Origin of the sequence: uncultured Agathobaculum sp. (genome assembly GCF_963927765.1) — a bacterium.
Classification (GTDB): domain Bacteria; phylum Bacillota; class Clostridia; order Oscillospirales; family Butyricicoccaceae; genus Agathobaculum.
The window spans coordinates 1-18,900 of sequence record NZ_CAWVCU010000113.1 but is presented as its reverse complement, the minus strand read 5'-3'; the positions used below and the strand labels follow the sequence as shown (position 1 = coordinate 18,900).

19 protein-coding genes are annotated in these 18,900 nt (G+C 55.7%); 18 read left to right on the top strand and 1 reads right to left on the bottom strand.

Annotated elements, in window-relative coordinates; genetic code table 11:
• The 8 genes from ABGT74_RS10625 to ABGT74_RS10590 all read left to right on the top strand — a co-directional run.
• The coding region (locus tag ABGT74_RS10625) for a hypothetical protein (protein WP_346705492.1) at positions 1-324 on the top strand (324 nt) is incomplete at its 5' end.
• The gene (locus tag ABGT74_RS10620) at positions 321-1,208 is read left to right on the top strand and encodes a MurR/RpiR family transcriptional regulator (protein WP_346705491.1); all 888 of its coding nucleotides are present in this window, start codon (positions 321-323) and stop codon (positions 1,206-1,208) included. The genes ABGT74_RS10625 and ABGT74_RS10620, both read left to right, overlap by 4 nt.
• Before the next feature lie 152 nt (positions 1,209-1,360).
• On the top strand, positions 1,361-3,274 hold the full coding sequence (locus ABGT74_RS10615) for a beta-glucoside-specific PTS transporter subunit IIABC (RefSeq protein WP_346705490.1): 1,914 nt from the start codon (positions 1,361-1,363) through the stop codon (positions 3,272-3,274).
• Between the two features lie 16 nt (positions 3,275-3,290).
• Positions 3,291-4,706, top strand: coding sequence for a 6-phospho-beta-glucosidase (locus ABGT74_RS10610; RefSeq protein ID WP_346705489.1), 1,416 nt, complete (start codon positions 3,291-3,293; stop codon positions 4,704-4,706).
• A gap of 211 nt (positions 4,707-4,917) precedes the next feature.
• Positions 4,918-5,802: a LysR family transcriptional regulator gene (locus tag ABGT74_RS10605; RefSeq protein ID WP_346705488.1), complete on the top strand. Its 885-nt coding sequence runs from the start codon at positions 4,918-4,920 to the stop codon at positions 5,800-5,802.
• Positions 5,803-6,013: 211 nt separating this feature from the next.
• On the top strand, positions 6,014-7,762 hold the full coding sequence (locus tag ABGT74_RS10600; RefSeq protein WP_297284085.1) for a beta-glucoside-specific PTS transporter subunit IIABC: 1,749 nt from the start codon (positions 6,014-6,016) through the stop codon (positions 7,760-7,762).
• Entirely contained in the window at positions 7,713-7,907 is a 195-nt protein-coding gene (locus tag ABGT74_RS10595; RefSeq protein ID WP_297284084.1) for a PTS glucose transporter subunit IIA, read from the top strand. The genes ABGT74_RS10600 and ABGT74_RS10595 overlap by 50 nt, the downstream gene beginning before the upstream one ends.
• Positions 7,908-7,924: 17 nt before the next feature.
• A complete protein-coding gene (locus ABGT74_RS10590; RefSeq protein ID WP_297284083.1) occupies positions 7,925-9,361 on the top strand; it encodes a 6-phospho-beta-glucosidase in 1,437 nt (478 codons plus the stop codon).
• 122 nt (positions 9,362-9,483) lie between these two features.
• Here the strand turns inward: ABGT74_RS10590 and ABGT74_RS10585 are convergent, their stop codons facing one another.
• Entirely contained in the window at positions 9,484-10,431 is a 948-nt protein-coding gene (locus ABGT74_RS10585; protein WP_297284082.1) for a sugar ABC transporter substrate-binding protein, read from the bottom strand.
• Positions 10,432-10,628: 197 nt separating this feature from the next.
• On the opposite strand from ABGT74_RS10585, the gene ABGT74_RS10580 reads away from it, so the two are divergent.
• The 10 genes from ABGT74_RS10580 to ABGT74_RS10535 all read left to right on the top strand — a co-directional run bounded on the left by ABGT74_RS10580 (position 10,629) and on the right by ABGT74_RS10535 (position 18,807).
• Positions 10,629-11,963, top strand: coding sequence for a sensor histidine kinase (locus tag ABGT74_RS10580; RefSeq protein WP_297284081.1), 1,335 nt, complete (start codon positions 10,629-10,631; stop codon positions 11,961-11,963).
• Complete coding sequence (locus ABGT74_RS10575) at positions 11,960-12,637, top strand: response regulator transcription factor (protein WP_297284080.1); 678 nt, start codon at positions 11,960-11,962, stop codon at positions 12,635-12,637. Before ABGT74_RS10580 ends, ABGT74_RS10575 begins: the two co-directional genes overlap by 4 nt.
• The gene (locus ABGT74_RS10570; RefSeq protein ID WP_346705487.1) at positions 12,634-13,938 is read left to right on the top strand and encodes a sugar ABC transporter substrate-binding protein; all 1,305 of its coding nucleotides are present in this window, start codon (positions 12,634-12,636) and stop codon (positions 13,936-13,938) included. The genes ABGT74_RS10575 and ABGT74_RS10570 overlap by 4 nt, the downstream gene beginning before the upstream one ends.
• Positions 13,939-14,154: 216 nt before the next feature.
• A complete protein-coding gene (locus ABGT74_RS10565) occupies positions 14,155-14,580 on the top strand; it encodes a PTS fructose transporter subunit IIA (RefSeq protein ID WP_297284078.1) in 426 nt (141 codons plus the stop codon).
• Between the two features lie 36 nt (positions 14,581-14,616).
• A complete protein-coding gene (locus ABGT74_RS10560; protein ID WP_297284077.1) occupies positions 14,617-15,111 on the top strand; it encodes a PTS sugar transporter subunit IIB in 495 nt (164 codons plus the stop codon).
• 79 nt (positions 15,112-15,190) lie between these two features.
• Positions 15,191-16,051 (top strand): PTS sugar transporter subunit IIC, encoded by an 861-nt coding sequence (locus ABGT74_RS10555; protein ID WP_297284076.1) that lies wholly within the window; start codon positions 15,191-15,193, stop codon positions 16,049-16,051.
• Positions 16,052-16,053: 2 nt separating this feature from the next.
• Positions 16,054-16,875, top strand: coding sequence for a PTS system mannose/fructose/sorbose family transporter subunit IID (locus tag ABGT74_RS10550; protein ID WP_297284075.1), 822 nt, complete (start codon positions 16,054-16,056; stop codon positions 16,873-16,875).
• A 29-nt stretch (positions 16,876-16,904) separates the two neighbouring features.
• Positions 16,905-17,189 (top strand): hypothetical protein, encoded by a 285-nt coding sequence (locus ABGT74_RS10545; protein ID WP_297284074.1) that lies wholly within the window; start codon positions 16,905-16,907, stop codon positions 17,187-17,189.
• Positions 17,186-18,004, top strand: coding sequence for a Cof-type HAD-IIB family hydrolase (locus ABGT74_RS10540; protein WP_297284073.1), 819 nt, complete (start codon positions 17,186-17,188; stop codon positions 18,002-18,004). The genes ABGT74_RS10545 and ABGT74_RS10540 overlap by 4 nt, the downstream gene beginning before the upstream one ends.
• Positions 18,001-18,807: a Cof-type HAD-IIB family hydrolase gene (locus tag ABGT74_RS10535; RefSeq protein WP_297284072.1), complete on the top strand. Its 807-nt coding sequence runs from the start codon at positions 18,001-18,003 to the stop codon at positions 18,805-18,807. Before ABGT74_RS10540 ends, ABGT74_RS10535 begins: the two co-directional genes overlap by 4 nt.
• Positions 18,808-18,900 lie beyond the last annotated feature (93 nt).

Genomic DNA, 18,900 nt, shown 5'->3' with positions numbered 1-18,900 from the left:
CCCACCCTAAAACGCACACTAAATTTGGGGATAGAAAAAGGGCGACTGTTAAAAAACAGCCGCCCAAAAGGGGGTCTAATACAAGTTGTTTGCTATCCGACAAGCCCGGAAACCGTTGATATTACGGGATTTTTTGAAAAGTTCTGTATCGCCATTCGTACCACTTTTCTTGTGGGAACAAGCGATTTCTTCGGAAATCGCTTGTTTTTTTATTTTCAGAGAGAAAGTACCAATCTTGATCCGAAAACGGGATGCCAACCGGCAAATGTCCTGCCTGGAATTGTAAATTTTTTCAGGCTATGCTATAATTTTTTGCAGATATGACGCGGGAAAGTGGGGCGAAAATCGTGTTGCTGGTGCAGCTGCAAGAGATGAAGAACTTCACCAATCACGAAAAGGATGTTGCAAACTATATTCTGACGCATATGGAGCAAATTCCGGATATGTCGGCGGGTGAGCTTGCAAAATCATCGCTGACCAGCAAGGCAACCGTAGTTCGGTTGAGCCAGAAGCTGGGGCTTTCCGGGTATCAGGAGTTCAAGCTGAAATTGATTGCAGAGGTCAATCAGAATGAGCGCATTGGGCAGATTCTGGCGAATGAACCGATCACGCCGAACAGTTCCTATTCGGATATCATCCACACCATTCCGGGGCTTTATGATAAAGCCGTCACCAATACGCGGCTCACGCTGAATAAAGGGGATATGCTGCGCATCGACCGCTTTTTACAAGACGCGGAGTGCATTGATATCTATGGAACCGGCATCAGTTATACGTTGGCGCAGGCGGCTGCGTTCAAATTCGCAACGCTTGGCGTGGAAAGCTCTGCCTATGAGAGCATCAATGGGCATTATCTTGCCGCGCGCAAGCACAAAAAGACCGTAGCCTTTGTCATCAGCTTTACCGGCGCCAATCGTTCGGTGGAAACGATGGCAGAATATCTGCGCACAGCCACGCATAACCATGTAGTCGGTATCTTAGGGCCGCATAACCAGAAAATACGTCCTTGGTGCCATGAGGTTGTCGAAATTCCCAACCGCGACTCTATCCTTAGTCTGGATGTCATTACTTCTTTTGCTGCAAGCAACTATGTGTTTGATATCTTTTTTTCCATGCTGCTGTCGCATTGTCAGGAACAGCATGTCCAATCCTCGCTCGAAATGATCCGGCACAGAAACCTCCTGCTGAACGAAACCTTTGATGCATGACGCCCACCGAACCGATGTTTCAATAACATCGGTTCTTTTTTTACGGATTTTGAACCGGCGGACCGGAATCGACGCCGCGTATTGTATTTGGCAGGGATATGGATTATTTTGGTGTTACCGCACAAAAAGAAAATGGTAATGGGAGGTAAACTATGGGAAAGTATTCTGAACTGGCCAAGGACATTGTGAGAAATGTCGGGGGGAAGGAAAATGTAGCGGGCCTTGTCCACTGCATTACCAGACTTCGTTTTACGCTCAAAGACGAAGCGAAAGCCAACGACGAAGTGCTCAAGGCAATGAATGGTGTTGTCACGGTGATGAAAAGCGGCGGACAGTATCAGGTGGTCATCGGCAACCATGTAGCCGAAGTCTACGATGATGTGTGTGCTGTGCTGGGCATGAAGGAGGACAGCGCTGCACCGGCGGAGGTCAAGAAAGGCAAACTGCTCGACCGTGCAATCGATATCGTATCGGGCATCTTCCAGCCGATTCTGGGCATTATGGCGGCCTGCGGTATGCTCAAAGGCTTCAATACGCTTTTTGCAACCCTGGGCTGGTACGCGACCACCGACGGCATCTATCTGATTATCAATGCCGCAGGTGATGCACTGTTTAACTTCCTGCCGCTGTTTTTGGGATATACGGCGGCTAAAAAGTTCAATCTGAAGCCTATGCTGGGCCTCGCCATCGGCGCGGCGCTGTGTTATCCGGCGATCCAATCCAGTGCATTGTCCGCGGCGGGAGAGCCGCTTTACACGCTCTTTGAAGGAACGATGTTTGCATCTCCTGTCTATATTGACTTTTTGGGGCTTCCGGTGATTGCGGTGGATTACACGGGAACAGTCATTCCGGTCATTTTGTCGGTCTGGTTTGCATCCAAGTGTGAAAAGCTCTTCAACCGGATCGTACCCGAGCTGGTCAAGTTCTTCTTTGTGCCGATGCTCACGCTGCTGGTCACCTTGCCGATCACGCTTCTGCTGCTCGGCCCAGTTGCAACCTTCGGCTCGACGCTCATTTCCGAGTTCACGCTGACCATCCGCAGCTTCAGCCCGCTGGTTGCCGGTGCGGTTGTCGGCCTGACATGGCAGCTCCTCGCCATCTTTGGTATGCACTGGGGCTTTATCCCGGTTTACATCAACAATGTCATGACGCTCGGCTATGATAACGTGATGATGCCCTTCTTTGCGTGCACTTTTGCGACTTCCGCAGTCGTTCTTGCCATTTTCTTTAAGACTAAGAACAAAAAGCTGAAAGAAATGGCGATTCCGAACTTTATTTCCGGTATTTTTGGCGTTACCGAGCCTGCTATTTACGGTATCCTGCTGCCGCTCAAGAAGCCGTTCATCATCAGCTGTATTGCGGGCGGTATTGGCGGCGCATTCTACGGACACTTCAACTTCCGCAAGTTCATTCTGGGCGGCATGGGTATTTTTGAGCTGCCGAATATGATGAACCCGGATCGCTCGATGGGCAACATCATTGTCGCGCTGGTGGGCATCGCGATCTCAATGGCGGTTGGTTTTGTCCTGACGATGATTTTCTATCGCGATCCGGAAACGAATGAGGAAACACCGAAAACGGTATCTATTGAAACAGAAAAAGCGGCGCAAGCGAAAAACATCGTCATTGCCAGCCCGGTCAAGGGCAAGGTGATTGCGCTCAGCGATGTGCAGGATGAGGCGTTTTCCGCCGGTATCTTGGGACAGGGTGCGGCGATCCTGCCCGAGGATGACACGATCTATGCTCCGGCGGATGGCACGATTGCCAATATGTTTTCGACCGGTCACGCCATCGGTATGCTGACCGACAGCGGTGCCGAAGTACTGATCCATGTAGGCATGGACACCGTTCAGCTCAATGGCAAGGGGTTTGAGCCGCTGGTACAGTCGGGGGATACCGTCAAGAAAGGACAGGCATTGCTCAAGTTTGACCGAAACCTGATCGAAGCGGCCGGATATTCCTTAGTGACGCCGGTGATCATCACCAATTCGGATGCATATGCCGCTGTGCTTGCGGCAAACACCGAAACGGTCAACGCGGGTGATTCGCTGCTGACGCTTTCCTAAACCACGGAGGACAATTATGCGAAAAGATTTTTTATGGGGCGGCGCTACCGCTGCCAACCAGTGCGAGGGCGGCTGGCAGGCAGACGGACGCGGCATGGCGATTGTGGATGTGCTGCCGCAGGGAGAAAACCGTTTGCCGGTCATGCAGGGTGTGATGGATTATCGCACCCTGCCCGGAGGTACACGCTATCCCGGACGGGACGGCATTGATGTATACGGCCATTACAAAGAGGATATCGCGCTGTTTGCGGAAATGGGGTTCCGCTGCTACCGGTTTTCCTTTTCGTGGTCGCGCATTTTTCCGACCGGTGAGGAAGCGCAGCCCAATGAAGTCGGCCTGCGATTCTATGAGGACTTCATTGATGAATTGCTGCGCTATGGCATCGAGCCGGTCGTGACCATCTGCCATTTTGATTTGCCGCTTCATCTGGTAGAGAAGTATGGCTCTTGGCGCAGCAGAGCGGTGATTGATGCCTATCTGCGTTATTGCGAGGTGATTTTCCGCCGGTTTCATAGTAAGGTGCGCTATTGGATCACCTTCAATGAGATTAATATGTTGATGCATCTGCCGTTTATGGGCGCGGGTATTCGGTTTGAAGAGGGAGAAAACCCGCTTGCGGTTCAGTATCAGGCGGCGCATCACGAATTGGTGGCATCCGCGCTGGCGACAAAGCTCGCCCATGAGATTAATCCGAATTGTCAGGTGGGCTGCATGATCGCGGCGGGCAGCGTTTATCCCTACAGCTGCCGACCGGAGGATGTCTGGCAGAGCATGCAGAAAGACCGGGAAACCTATTTCTTCACCGATGTGCAGGCGCGCGGTGCGTATCCGACCTATGCAAAAAAACTGTGGGAGAGCAAGGGGATTCATGTCGATATGGCACCAGAGGACGCTCGCATTTTGCAGGAGCATACCGCGGATTTCATCGCCCTTTCGTATTATAACAGCCGGTGTGTGCGCGCCGATGGACAAGGGGAAGCCGCCGGAGGCAATGTGTTCGCGTCGGCCAAGAATCCGTATCTGACCTGCAGTCAGTGGGGATGGCCGATTGACCCGCTTGGCTTCCGCATCACGCTCAACGCTCTGTATGACCGGTATCAGAAGCCGCTTTTTGTGGTGGAAAATGGTCTGGGTGCCATCGACGTGCTGACGTCCGAGCGCACGGTTGTGGATGACTATCGCATTGACTATTTGAAAACGCATATTCAGGCGATGATACAGGCCGTGGAGGAAGATGGCGTAGATGTGATGGGATATACCTCTTGGGGATGCATTGATCTGGTCAGTGCGACCACGGGGGAAATGTCCAAGCGGTACGGCCTGATTTACGTCGATCAGGACAATGACGGCAGCGGAACAGGAGAACGCATCCGGAAGAAGTCATTTTACTGGTATCGCGATGTGATCGCCAGCCATGGTGAAAACCTGTAAGTGTGTATAGGCATTCTGATGAAGTTTCGTTTATAAAATCGACAATATCATTTCATATCATCACATGGAGGGGCGTTGCGGATATTTACTCCGCAGCGCCCCTCGACTGGTTATATCGGGCGGTCTTGTTCCCAAAGGGCGCATGTGCTAAAATGAAACAGGCCAATCGGATAGGATGCGTGGTATTGACAGGGAACGGAGGGTGTGCGAAATGGAATTGCGGGTCTTGAAATACTTTTTGACCGTGGCGCAGGAGGAGAATATTTCCCATGCGGCGGAGCTTCTTCATGTGACGCAGCCGACGCTGAGCCGTCAGCTGGCGGAGCTGGAGGATGAACTGGGGGTCAAGCTGTTCCTCCGCGGCAACCGGCATATCACCCTGACCGAGCCCGGCATCCTGCTGCGCCGCCGTGCGGAAGAGGTACTGACGCTGATCGACAAAATCGAGCATGAGATCCGGGCGCAGGACGGCCCGATCGGTGGGACGATTTCGATCGGCACGGCAGAGTCCGCCGCAACAGAGATACTCCCTTCCTTTTTGCGTGCGTTCAGCCAGAAGTATCCCCGTGTCAGTTATGAGTTGTTTACGGGCAATGCGGATATCATCAAGGAACGGATTGATAAGGGGCTGCTCGATATCGGCTTGCTGACCGAGCCGGTCGAGGTATCCCGTTATGCGTGCCTGCGCCTGCAGGAAAAGGATCGCTGGGGCATTCTGGCACCGACCGATTCTCCGCTGGCACAAAAAAGCGCGGTCACGATGGAGGATTTAAAGGATGTGCCGCTGATGCTGCCAAGACGGCGGGAGGTGCAGGAGAATCTGTCCAAGTGGTTTGGTCTCAATCAGGAGGCGCTCAAGATTTTCGGCGTTTATAATCTGATCGGCAATGCAACGCAGCTGGTCGCGCATGGATTGTGCTATGCGTTGGCGTTGGAATGCTCGGTGTCCCGCTATGAGATTGCCTCCGTCTGCTTCCGTCCTTTGTCGCCGGAGCAGTATACGACTTCTGTGCTGGTCCGGAAAAGGCACCAGCCATCCAACGAAGCGGTCAAGCGGTTCATTCACGAAATCACTATGTTTTCTGGTAATAGTTGAGTATTATTTCTAAGTATTAGACATAGTAAAAATAGCGATTTATAATACAAGTATCGGAAGAAAATTCAGGCAAACAGCCTGAATTTCGGCAGATACTTGTATTTTTTGCGCGCAAAAGGGGAAAGAGAACTGGAAGAGGACGGCTGCAAGGCGAGCGGACGCGCTTGCGCAGCATCCCACCGGATGAAAGAGAAAACAGGAGGCAATTTGCATGAGCAAAGACTATCATAAGTTAGCCGAACAGATCCTGTCGCTGGTAGGCGGCAAGGATAATGTTCGGAATTGCTATCACTGTCAGACCCGGCTGCGCTTTTCTCTGGCAGATGAGAACAAGGCGGATACCGCAGGGCTGGAGGCGCTCGATGGGGTTCGCAAGGTGATGATCAATGCCGGTGTGTATCAGGTGGTGATCGGTACCGATGTGGCGGATCTGTTCGCAGCGCTTGAGCCAATGCTGGATCTCAAGCCGCAGCAGGAGGAACCGGCACAAAAGAAGGGTGTCATCAATACGGTCATTGACTTTGTGGCAGGCACGTTCCAGCCCATCATCCCGGCCTTATCCGGGGCTGGTATGCTCAAGGCGCTGCTGGCGCTTTTGGTGGTATTCGGCCTGATCGACAATACATCCCAGACTTATTACATCCTGAACTTTTTCTCAGACGCGATCTTTTATTTCCTGCCCATTCTGCTTGCGTTTACAGAGGCGCAGAAGCTGAAATGCAATCCGGTGCTGGCGGCTGGCGTTGCCGGGATCATGATGCATACCAGCTGGAGCGCTTTGGTGACCGCAGGAGAACCGGTCTATTTCTTTGGCGTGATCCCGTTCCAGCTGGTCAATTATGCCAATACGGTCATTCCGATTATTCTGGTCATTTTCGTGCAGGCGTTTGTCGAGAAAAAGCTCAACAAATGGATTCCCAAGTCGGTGAATTTGGTCTTTGTCCCGATGCTGACGTTTTTGGTCATGGGCACGCTGGCGCTCTCGATACTCGGCCCGATCGGCAATGTGGTGGGCCAGTATCTGGCGGTGTTCTTTAACTTCCTCAGCGTGAATGCAAGCTGGGCGCCCGCAGTCATCATCGGCGGTGCGCTGCCGGTTATGGTCATGTTCGGTTTGCATAACGGCGTTGCCCCGCTGGGCGTGATGCAGATGGCGGAGCTGGGGTATGACAGCATCTTTGGCCCGGGCTGCGTATGCTCCAATATTGCGCAGGGTACGGCAGGTCTGATCGTTGCGTTGCGCACCCGCAGCCAGAAGGATCGGCAGCTTGCGCTTTCCGGCGGTATTACAGCGCTGATGGGCATTACCGAGCCGATCTTGTACGGCGTGAACCTGCCCAAGAAGTATCCGCTCGTGGCCGCGATGATCGGCGGCGGCTGTGGCGGTTTGTATGCCGGTTTGACGCATACGCACCGCTTTGCGACAGGCTCTTCCGGCCTGCCTGCCGTGCTGCTGTACATCGGCGATAACTCCATGACGTATTTTATCAACATCATTATCGCGCTGGTGATATCGGCGGCGGTGACAGCGGTTGTGACGCTTATCCTGTGCGCCAAATACGAGAAAACGGTGGCTCCGCTTTCGGACGAAGCGGCAAACGCAGAGACGGCAAACGTTGCTGTGCTCCCCGGTGTGGTCACCTGTCCCGTGCGTGGCCGCGTCGTACCGATGGCAGAGATTCCGGATGAAACCTTCGCTTCCGGTGTGCTGGGGCAGGGCGTCGGCATCCTGCCGGAAGACAGCACCGTGGTCGCGCCGTTCAGCGGCGTAATCAGTTCGGTGGCGGATTCGGGGCACGCGGTCGGCATCACCAGCCCGGACGGGATGGAAGTTTTGATTCATGTGGGCGTAGATACGGTCGATATGAAGGGAAAGGGCTTTCAGACCTTTGTGCAGGAGGGCGACACCGTTGCAGCGGGGCGACACCGTTGCAGCGGGGCAGAAGCTAATCACCTTTGACCGCAAGGCAATTGCAGAGGCGGGTCACCCGGATGTGGTTGTCGTGCTGCTGACCAATGCGGATGCCTATGAGCAGGTGCAGGCGAATGCGTCCGGCCTGATGGATACGGGCGCGCCCCTGATTGGCATTCCGCAGTTGCAGTAAATAGGGGAGGTTTTGCGATGCGCAAGCATTTACCGAAGGAATTTCTCTGGGGCGGCGCGACTGCCGCCAACCAACTGGAGGGCGGCTGGGATGCCGACGGCAAAGGCCCCGGCCTGATCGACATGATCCCGTGGGGGCCGGATCGTTCAGCCGTCATGCGGGGGCAGAAGGATTATCATACCCTGCCTGCAGATGCCTATTATCCCGGTCGGAAAGCCATCGACCATTATCACCGTTGGAAAGAGGATATTGCCCTCTTTGCCGAAATGGGCTTCAAGTGCTATCGTTTCTCGGTTTCCTGGACACGCATTTTCCCCACGGGGGAGGAAGAACAGCCCAATGAAGCCGGATTAGCGTTTTATGAATCCATCGTGGACGAATGCCGCCGATATGGCATAGAACCGCTCATCACGCTTTGCCATTTTGAATTGCCGGTAGTGCTGCTGGAGAAATACGGCGGCTGGCGGGATCGGCGCATCATTCAGGCCTTTGTGCGGCTGTGCGAAACGCTGTTTCGCCGGTTCCGCGGCAAGGTGAAATATTGGCTGACTTTCAATGAAATTAACATGCTCATGCATCTGCCTTTTGGCGGGGCGGGCGTGTGTTTCCGGCCCGGCGAAGACGAGGATCGGGTGAAATATCAGGTAGCGCACCACGAACTGGTCGCAAGTGCGCTAGCCGTGCAATTGGGACATGAGATCGACCCCTCGTTCCGTATCGGCTGCATGCTGGCGGGCGGCACCTATTATCCGTGGAGCTGCAATCCGGAGGATGTCTGGGCTGCTATTGCGCAGGATCATGTGAACTATTTCTTCAGCGATATTCAGGTGCGCGGCTACTATGCGGGCTATGCGCGCAAAAAGCTGGAACGGCAGGGGATCATGCCGGTGATGGAACCGGGGGATGCAGAGATTCTCGCCAAGGGGACGGTGGATTTTGTCAGCTTCAGCTACTATTCCAGCCGCTGTATTGCTGCTCATCCGGAGCGCATCGGGGCGCAGCAGACCACCAGCGCCGCCAAGACTTTGAAGAACCCCCATCTCGCGTCCAGCGAATGGGGCTGGCAGATTGACCCGCTCGGGCTGCGTATTGTGCTCAACAACCTGTACGACCGCTATCAGAAGCCGCTTTTCATCGTAGAAAACGGTTTGGGAGCAAAGGATGTGGCCGAAGCGGACGGCTCCATCCACGATGATTACCGCATCGCGTATCTGCGCGCACACATCGCGGCCATGATCGACGCGGTTGTTGAGGACGGCGTGGAACTCTGGGGTTATACCTCGTGGGCGCCGATCGACCTGATTTCTGCGTCAACCGGGGAGATGAGCAAGCGGTATGGATATATTTATGTCGATCAGGATGACGCGGGCGTGGGAACGCTCGAACGCCGGAGAAAAGACAGCTTCTTCTGGTATAAAAAGGTTATTGCTTCGCAGGGAGCGGATTTGGATTGACCGCAAAAGGATAGAAAAGAAACGCGCAGGCACTCTGTGTTAGAGAGTGCTTGCGCGTTTGTATGTTCCATGCCAAAATGCGTTCAAACAGCCACAAGGATGCTTTCGCAAAGTGGCTTACCCTACTGCCAGCCATCCGAGCCGAACTGCCCTACATTTTCCGCTGTGATCAGCTCGACCGGCACGATGATCTCGCTTTTATACTCCTCGCCGGACAGGATCTGATAGATGACCTGTGCGGTCGTCTGTCCGATCTGAATGGGGGATTGGGCAACCGTTGCCGTCATGACGCCTTCGAAAATCATGTTTTTGGCTTCTGGGGAGCCGTCCACGCCGTAAACCAGCGTCCGATCCAGCAGCTGCCGCTCTTCCAGCGCGGCCATTGCGCCCAGCGCCGTCGGGTCGTTGAGCGCCATCACCACATCAATATCCGGGTCGGCATCCAGCAGGCTGTCCAGCGCGGGCATGGCAAGCTCGAGCTGACCGTCGCTGCTGGCGCGGCCGGCAATTTGATATTGCGGCTGGTCGGCAATGGTATCGCAAAAGCCTTGGATGCGGTCGAGCGCGGATTGGGCGGTTGGATGCTCCAGCAGGGCGATGCGCGCGGAATCGCGCGTGCGCATCAGATGCTCGGCGCACAATACGCCCGCGCCGTAATTGTCCGAAGCAATGGTGCAGGCAACCAGCGCGGGGTCGCTGACCTGTGAATCCACGATCACGACCGGTACACCTGCGTCTCGCGCTTCCTCCAGCGCGGGGCGGATCTGCTGAAAATCCACAGGGTTGATGACCAGCAGGTCGATCCCGCCCGCAAGCAGCTCGTGTATCTGGTCATTTTGCTTGTCTTGATCAAGCGCGGGATCGCGCGTCAGCAGAATATCGCCGCGGCTTTCGATCATGAGCCGCAGCTCTTCGTCAATGACGCTGTAAAACGGGTTATTCATCGTCATATAGGTTGCGCCGATGCGCAGCGGTGCCTCATCCTGTTTGCCGAAAATGCCTAGCGTCAGGCACAGCCATACAGCCAGCGCTACACTGCACACGGCAAGAAACAGCCGTCTCCATTTCATTGCCAGTCCCCCCTTATTTTCTTTTATCATATCATATGGAGAAGAGCGTGCAAACTGTTTTCTGCATGGCTGGATATGCTGTTTGACCTTGCGAGGGATATATATTATAATTTATGCATAGGAAACCCGTTTCGTGGCGTGTGCAGTGCGGTTTGCATGCGTCCGATGAAGCACGGACGGGGAAAGGGGGCTGCGGCATGTCGGAAGGGACGGACAATCGCACCATGCCGACCGATGAGAGCCTGACCCTGCTGCGGCAGGGGACGCTGCTCATCAATCTGGCGATGTGCGTGTTTCTCGGTGCGGTTTTTGTATTGACACCGCTGCGTGCCGTGCAGCGAGCCGAGGGCGTGAACTTTTTGCAGGGGCTAAGCATGCTGCCGGCTGCCCCATGGAGCGTTTCTTTTGCGGCGCTTGGCCTGTTTGCGTTTGTCGCGGTGGATCTGGCTTACCGGCGCGGCAGGTTGGGAAACGGATGGCTGGCGTTTTTGCTGGAGCCGGGGTTCGCCCTGTTGGTGATTCTGGCACTGCATCTGGATTATAATGGTCTGTTGCTGCTTGCAGTGGTCAATCTGGTGGACAGCCTTCACGGACGGGGACGCATGGTGTTCCTTGGCGCGATGACCTCGCTTTATCTGCTCACCAGTCTGGATGTGTTGCAATCCGTTCTGGGTATGGTTTCGGTATCCGAATATCTGGCTTATTATGAAGGGCAGCCGCGTCAGCTGATGCAGACGGCCATCGGTTTGCTCAGCGCGCTCAATTTGATTCTATTTATCGGCTATATGGTGATTTTGGTCGGCAGACGGACGGAAGAAAACGCCGCCATCCGTCGCCTGAACAGTCAGCTGGCGCGGGCGAATGACAAGCTGTCCGTGCTGAACGGTCAGCTCAAGGAATATGCGGCGGAAAGCGAGCGCATGGCGGAAACCCGCGAGCGCAACCGTCTGGCGCGTGAAATTCACGATACGCTCGGTCATGCGCTGACCGGCATCACCGCCGGAGCGGACGCCTGCATTCAGATGATGGATATTTCGCCTGAAATGGCGCGCAAACAGATGGAACTGATTGCGAAAACCGCCCGCGCAGGCATGAATGAGGTGCGCCGCTCGGTCAGCGCGCTGCGTCCGGATGCGCTGGAACGGTTCCGCCTGTCTGAAGCGCTGGACAAGCTGTGCAGTGAGATGCAGCAGACCTCACATGCAGACATTCGGCTGGATGTGCAGACGGCGGATATGCGCCTATCGCAGGATGAAGAGGATGCGGTTTATCGCATCGTGCAGGAAAGCGTGACCAATGCCATCCGGCACGGGCATGCGACCGAAATTGATGTATCTCTGTCCTGTCAGGAGCGGTGCATGACGATTGTGGTACAGGATAACGGCATCGGCTGCGTTAAAATCGAGCAGGGTTTTGGGCTGCGTCATATGCGGGAGCGGCTGCGGCTGCTCGGCGGCAGCCTGCGTGTGAACGGAAAAAACGGGTTTCGGATAGAAGCTTCCATACCACTTCGATGGGGGGATGAAATATGATCCGTGTATTGATTGCAGACGATCAGGAGCTGATTCGCCAGAGCCTGAGCTTTGTGCTGGATGCGCAGTCGGATATCGAGATGGTGGGAACGGCGTCCAACGGGCGCGAGGCGATTGAGCTGGTGCGCAAGGAAAAGCCGGATGTAGTGCTCATGGATATCCGCATGCCCGAGGTGGACGGTGTGGAATGCACGCGGCTGATCAAAGCGGCGTATCCCCAGATCAAGGTCATCATCCTGACCACATTTGACGATGACGAATATGTGTTCGGCGCGCTGCGTTACGGCGCGTCCGGCTATCTGCTCAAGGGTGTTTCGGTCAGTGAGTTGGCAAACGCGGTGCGCGAGGTGGTGCGCGGCGGCTCGATCATCATGCCCGGCGTGGCTTCCAAGGCGCTGGAAATGTTTGCGCGCATGGCGCGCGGCAGCATGCAGATTCCGGTGGACAAGCAGCAGACCGCCGCTTTGCAGGAAAACGAATGGAAGGTCATCCGGGAGGTAGGCTGCGGCAAATCCAACAAGGAGATTGCGGCAGCGCTTTGTCTGTCGGAAGGAACGGTGCGCAACTATCTGAGCAGCGCGCTGAGCAAGCTCGATCTGCGCGATCGTACACAGCTGGCCATTTGGGCGGTACAGACCGGTGTAGCGGCCGATCCCTATGGAGATAAGGCATGAAGCAGAGGATGAAACGGCTGCTCGGCGGCGTTGTGATGGCTGCCGTGGTGTTGGCAGTGACGGTATTTGGCGCGGCGCAGGAAACCGTGCTGACGGTCGGCGTGGTGGCAGGCAGCTATTGGGATGCGCCGACCGGCAACTGCTATGCGGTGATCGACGCTGCGATTGCGCGGTTTGAACAGGCGCATCCCAATGTGCGTGTGGAGTATACAAGCGGTATTTTAAAGCGAGATTATTCCGAATGGTTGACGGGTCAATATCTGCTGGGTCGGGAACCGGATGTATTCATGGTACTGCCGGAGGATTTCGGCATGCTGGCAGAACAGGGCGCGTTGCAGCCGCTGGACAATCTGCTGGCCAGCGATCCCGCGGTTTCGACGGAGGATTTTTATACAGCCGCGCTTCAAAGCGGCGCGGCAGGCGGCGTGCAGTATGCGCTGCCATATGAATGTGTGCCGACCCTGATGTTTGTCAACAAGACGCTACTGGAGGCGGAAAATATTCCGGTGCCGGACAATGACTGGACATGGGACGATTTTTATGAGATTTGCGCGCAGGTGACGCGCGATACGGACGGCGACGGCACGATCGACCAGTTCGGCAGCTATGGCTATACTTGGCGGGATGCGCTTGCAGCTAATGGCGCGGCATTGTTTGACGAGAATGGGAGCAGCTGCCTGATTGCACAGCCGGCGTCAGTGGAGGCGGTTCGGTTTGCGCAGCGGCTGGAGGAATTATATGCCGACTGTGATATCACAGCGCGCAGCTTTGACGAAGGGCATGTGGCGTTCCGGCCGTTTTTGTTCTCGGATTACCGCACCTATCAGCCCTATCCGTGGCGCATCAAGAGGTATTCGGATTTTGAGTGGGACTGCATCCAAATGCCGGGCGGGCCGTCTGGTACAGGACGGTCGGAACTCAGCACCGTACTGGCGGCCATCAGCAGTCGGTCGTCTGAGCAGGCGCTGGCATGGGAATTCCTCAAAGAGCTGACCTGCTCGGACGAGACGCAGAGTATGCTGTATACGGATTCGCACAGCGTTTCCGCGCTGCGGCGCGTCACCCAGTCGCCGCAGACCCAGCAGATTCTGCGGCAGGATACCCCGGGCGAAAGCCGGCTCGGACTGGAAATCCTGTCCGACGCGATGGAACAGGCGGTTGCCGCACCGCATTTCCGCGCTTACGATCAGGCGCTTTTGCTGGCGGAAAGTCTGGTGTCGACTGCCATGGAGGACGATCACAACCTGTCGCTTCAACTGCAGCGCGTGCAGCGGGAGTTGGAGGAATATTTGCAAAATTAAACGGATGCGTCAGGCATCGACGGGAGAAAGCTGTCCCCGGTTTTTGCGATTTGTCAAAGCCGGGGACGGCTTTTTTGCATTTTTGCACAAAGCAAATGACATTTGTCATGCAAAACAGGATAAGTGTCATCCGGCATTCATGACAATGTACAGATGTATTTTGATGGATGAATTGGTAAAATTGTCTCAACAAAAACGAGAAAGGGGAACATGAGCATGCGTTATCTGATTTTGGTCAGCCACGGGACGTTTGCACCGGGGCTGCACAATGCAGTCGGCATGATGGCCGGTGCGGGGCGCGAGGATATCCGCTCGACCAGCCTGCTCGACGGGATGGATGTGGACACCTACCGGAAGGCGTTCGCGGAATTGGTTGCGGATATTACGGCGGAGGACGAGATCCTGCTGTTTGCGGACATCATTGGCGGTTCGCCGCTGACGACCGCGATGGAGGTTTTGACGGAAAAGGGATTGGCCGAGCGCACGGCCGCCATCGGCGGCATGAACCTGCCGCTCGTTCTGACCGCCGCTTTTGCGGATGCGGACGCGTCGCTCACGCAGATTGCGACCGAGATTATGGAGGAAGGCCGCGGTCAGCTCAAGCCGTTTGATCTCGACGGCGGCGACGAGGACGAAATCTGATGCAGTTTTGCCATATTCGATAAGGAGGAAAACCATATGTCTATTTCATTTATTCGCGTAGATGATCGCATGATCCACGGCCAGACCTGCACCCGCTGGGCGCTCGAATATCCCTGCGACGGCCTGATTGCCGTCAATGACAAAGCGGCAAAAACGCCGGTGCTCAAGGCGGCTTACAAAAATGCCAGCGATAAAAAGACCTTTGTCTGGTCGCTCGACGAGTGGCGCGCCAAGTGCGGCAAGGTGCTGGCGAGCAAGGATCGCTATTTCCTGATTACCAAGGACCCGATCACGATGAAGCAGATTCTGGTGGACGATGGCTTTGATCCCGGCGAGGTCAAGACGGTTATCATCGGGCCGTGCAACGACCGCGAGGGCGCGATCAAGCTGGGCAACAACCAGTCCATCACACAGGAAGAAGCCGATGCACTTGAGGCGATCATGCAGAAAGGCTATGAGGTCGAATTCGCGCTCATTAAGGAAGCTGCCATCGGCAACTGGAAGAAGTTCCGCGGTCAGTTCGGCTATTGATTGTATTGCAAGGCCGCTGTGTGCGGTTTGGCGATAACAACAAAAGGGGTTTTATCAGAAAGGTAAGGTGAAGGATTTTATGGAAATCCAGGTATGGCAGGCGGCATTGTTCGGATTACTCGCCTGTTTGGCGTCCATGCCCGGCCTTGGCGGCACAGTGTTCGGCAACTACACCTTGGGCCGTCCGTTGGTCGCGGGCCTGATCGTCGGCCTGATTATGGGCGACGTGCAGACCGGTATCTATTTGGGCGCAGCGATTCAGGTTGTTTATATCGCGCTGGTCACGCCCGGCGGCACGGTTTCCGCTGACGTGCGCGCCATTTCTTATATCGGTATCCCGCTGTCCATCGTTGCGGTGCACGGCATGGGTCTGAACCCGGCCTCCGCAGAAGGTCAGGCAATGGCGGTCACCCTCGGTTCTGCCGTGGGTACGCTCGGTACGGTTCTGTTTTACGGCACGGCTACTGTCAACCTTGTTTGGCAGCACATGGGCTGGAAAGCGCTCGAAAAAGGCGATCTGAAAAAGCTCTATGTGGTCGATATGGGTCTGCCGTGGATCTCGCACATCCTGTGCTCGTTTATCCCGACGTTTATCATCACCAAGGTCGGCGTCAATATGGTCGATCTGATGAAGGCTTATCTGCCGATGGACGGCATCGCCATGAAAACGCTGTTTACGGTCGGCTCACTCCTCCCGGCAGTCGGTATTGCGATTCTGCTCAAGCAGGTGGCGACCAAGCCGGTCGATCTGCTGACCTTCCTGTTCGGCTTTACGCTGGCGGCTTGCATGGGCCTGAACCTGATTGCGGCATCGGTTGTTGGCGGCTTTTTCGCGGTCATCAATTACCGCATCAAGCTGCTGAGCATGCAGAAGGCTGCGCCTGTTGCTGCATCTGACACCGGTACGGACGAATTCGATGACGACGAGGAGGAGATTTGACCATGGCTGAAAAGAAGCTTTCCAAAAAGGCGCTTGCGAAATCCTTCCGCAACTGGTATTACGGCCATCTGACCTGCTTCTCGCAGGAGCACATGCAGACGTTCGGTTACCTGTGCGCCATGCTCCCGCTGGTAGAGGAGCTGTATGAAACCAAGGAGGAGCAGAAGAATGCCCTCCAGACGTATTCCGCATTTTTCAACACCGAGCCGCAGCTCGGCACGGTGATCGTCGGCATGACCGCAGGACTTGAGGAGGCTAAGGCCAACGGCGAAGAGATCGACGGCGAAATGATCAACGGTATCCGCGCCGGCCTGATGGGCCCGGTCGCCGGTATCGGTGACAGCCTGCTGGTTGGCACGCTCATCCCGATTTTGCTCGGCATTGCACTGGGTATGTCGTCCGGCGGTTCACCGCTCGGCGCAATCTTCTACATTCTGGTTTACAATATCGTGCTAACGCTTGGCATGCGCTTCCTGTACTATAAGGGCTATGAACTGGGCGGTAAGGCGGTGGAACTGATTGTCGGCGAAAAGGCCAACGCCATCCGCGAATCGGTCATCATGCTTGGCACGGTTGTCATCGGTGCGGTTGCTGCAACGTGGATTTCCATTACGACGCCTTTGGTCCTGCCCGGTGACATCGCCTTGCAGGAAGGTGTGCTCGACACAATTTTCCCTAAGCTATTGCCGCTCGCAGCCGTCATGTTCTGCTACTGGCTGATGAGTAAAAAGAAAATGGCGCCGACGACCGTGATGCTCATTCTGGTCGGCGTGGCGCTGGTTGGTGTGCTGCTCGGCTTCTTTGATCCGCAGCTGAGCTACTAAAAAACAGCATTGGAAAGGAGTTTCCGCAGATGAAAACCAAACTGAGTAAAAAAACGCTGCTTCGGGAAGCCGAGCAGCAGAAGGACGCGCTGGGACGGTTGTCCGTCTGGTTGAGAAACGTGATGCTCCTTTCCTCCTGTGCCGCCGTGTTGGCTTGGTGGGGGCTCGGCGGAGCCGGGCTGCGTCTGGCATGCGGCGTGGCAGGGGGTGTGCTGGCGTTTGCCAGCGTGACCTGTGCTGCACTGATTGGACTCGGCATTCGCAACGGCCGCCGCAATGTGGCGCATATCCTAAAGGCGGTGGAGCAGGCATGAGCAAGACCGTAGACGTTATGCTTCCCCTTCGTCTGCTGTGCCTTGATATCGACGGAACCCTGCTTGACACTGCGCATCATCTGCCGCCCGAGAATCGGGCGGCAGTGCAGTATGCGGCGGAAAAGGGCGTCTGCATCTGCCTGTTGTCCGCTAGGCCGCCGCAGGCCATTGCGCCGATTGCGCGGGCGCTGGACGTGCCAGGGCCGGTGGCGAGCTTCGGCGGTGCGCTCATTCAAACGGGTAAGCAGCGCATTTTTGACCGCAGGCTGCCGGTAGAGGCAGTACAAGCGGTTTTGCGACTGGCACCACAGGATATTTCCCTCAGTCTGTACCGCGATACCGCTTGGTTTGTCGAGCGGGAGGATCGGTGGAACGCGGCTGAGGGGGATATCACCGGGCTGCGCCCTGCGGTTGTTGCACTGGAGGACACACTGTCCGCAGGTGCGCCGCACAAGCTGCTGTGCATGGGCGAAGCGGCTGATATCGACCGATTTTATGCGACGCTGCAGAAGGAAGCGCTTGCAGTCGACCTGCTTCGCTCCAAGGATGAGTATTTGGAGATCATGCCGCGGCAGGCTGGAAAAGCGGAGGCGCTGCTGACGGTATGCCGTCATCTGGGCATTGTATCAGAGCAGGCAATGGCAATCGGCGACCATGACATCGACTGCGCGCTGCTGCGCGCGGCGGGCATCGGCGTGGCGATGGGGAACGGCTCTCTTGCCGCGCGGCAGGCCGCGGATTGGATCGCGCCGGATAACGACCACGCGGGCGTGGCGGCAGCGGTCTATCATTGGATGAAGGAGGAAGATGCATGAGATATCGTTTGCTTGCAGTCGATCTGGACGGCACCTTGCTCAATTCAAAAAAGGAAATTACGCCGGAAAACCAGAAGGCATTGGCGTGGGTCAAGGCGCGCGGCATCTATGTGGTACTGTCCACCGGGCGCATTGTCGGAGAGGCGGCGGAGTTTGCCCGCGAAATCGACTGCGAGGACTATATGGTCACAGCGGGCGGCGCGGCCATTGCGACAGCCTCGGATGAGCGGATTTTGGAAAGCTGGGCGATGCCGTGCGAAATCGGCGCGCAGGCAGTTGCTGCCGTGCAGGATTTACCCGTGCGTGTGATGATTTATGTAGGCGACAAAATCTACATTAACCCGTTTTCTAACCGCGATTTTGCAAAGAATTACCGCATAGAAGGGTTTCATGCCAACAAGGTCGTGCTGGATGACATTGCAGGCGCGATCCGTGCGCGGGGATTGGATGTGACCAAGGTGTATGCGATTGGAGAGCGCGCCGATTTGGACAAGGCGCTCGAAATCATTCGTCCGCTGCCGGGCATCACAATCACCAATTCCGGCAGCGATAACTTTGAGGTTATGCCGGCGGGTGTGGATAAAGGGGCAGCGCTCATCCGTTTGGGTGAAAAGTTGGGGGTTGCTCCGGAGGAAATGGCTGCCATTGGGGACAGCGATAACGACGCGGCAATGCTGCGCGCGGTTGGCATGCCTGTGGCGATGGGCAATGCAGACCCGGCGCTCAAACAGCTGGCGCGTTATATTGCGCAGGATTGCGATCATGACGGTGTAGCGCAGGCAGTATATCATCTTTTTGCGTAAGTCCCTGGACCTGTTGACAAAATCCCCAGATGCTCAGTTTCTATGATATAATAGAAACAAAGGAGGGACGGAGCATGATGGGACGGCAAAGTG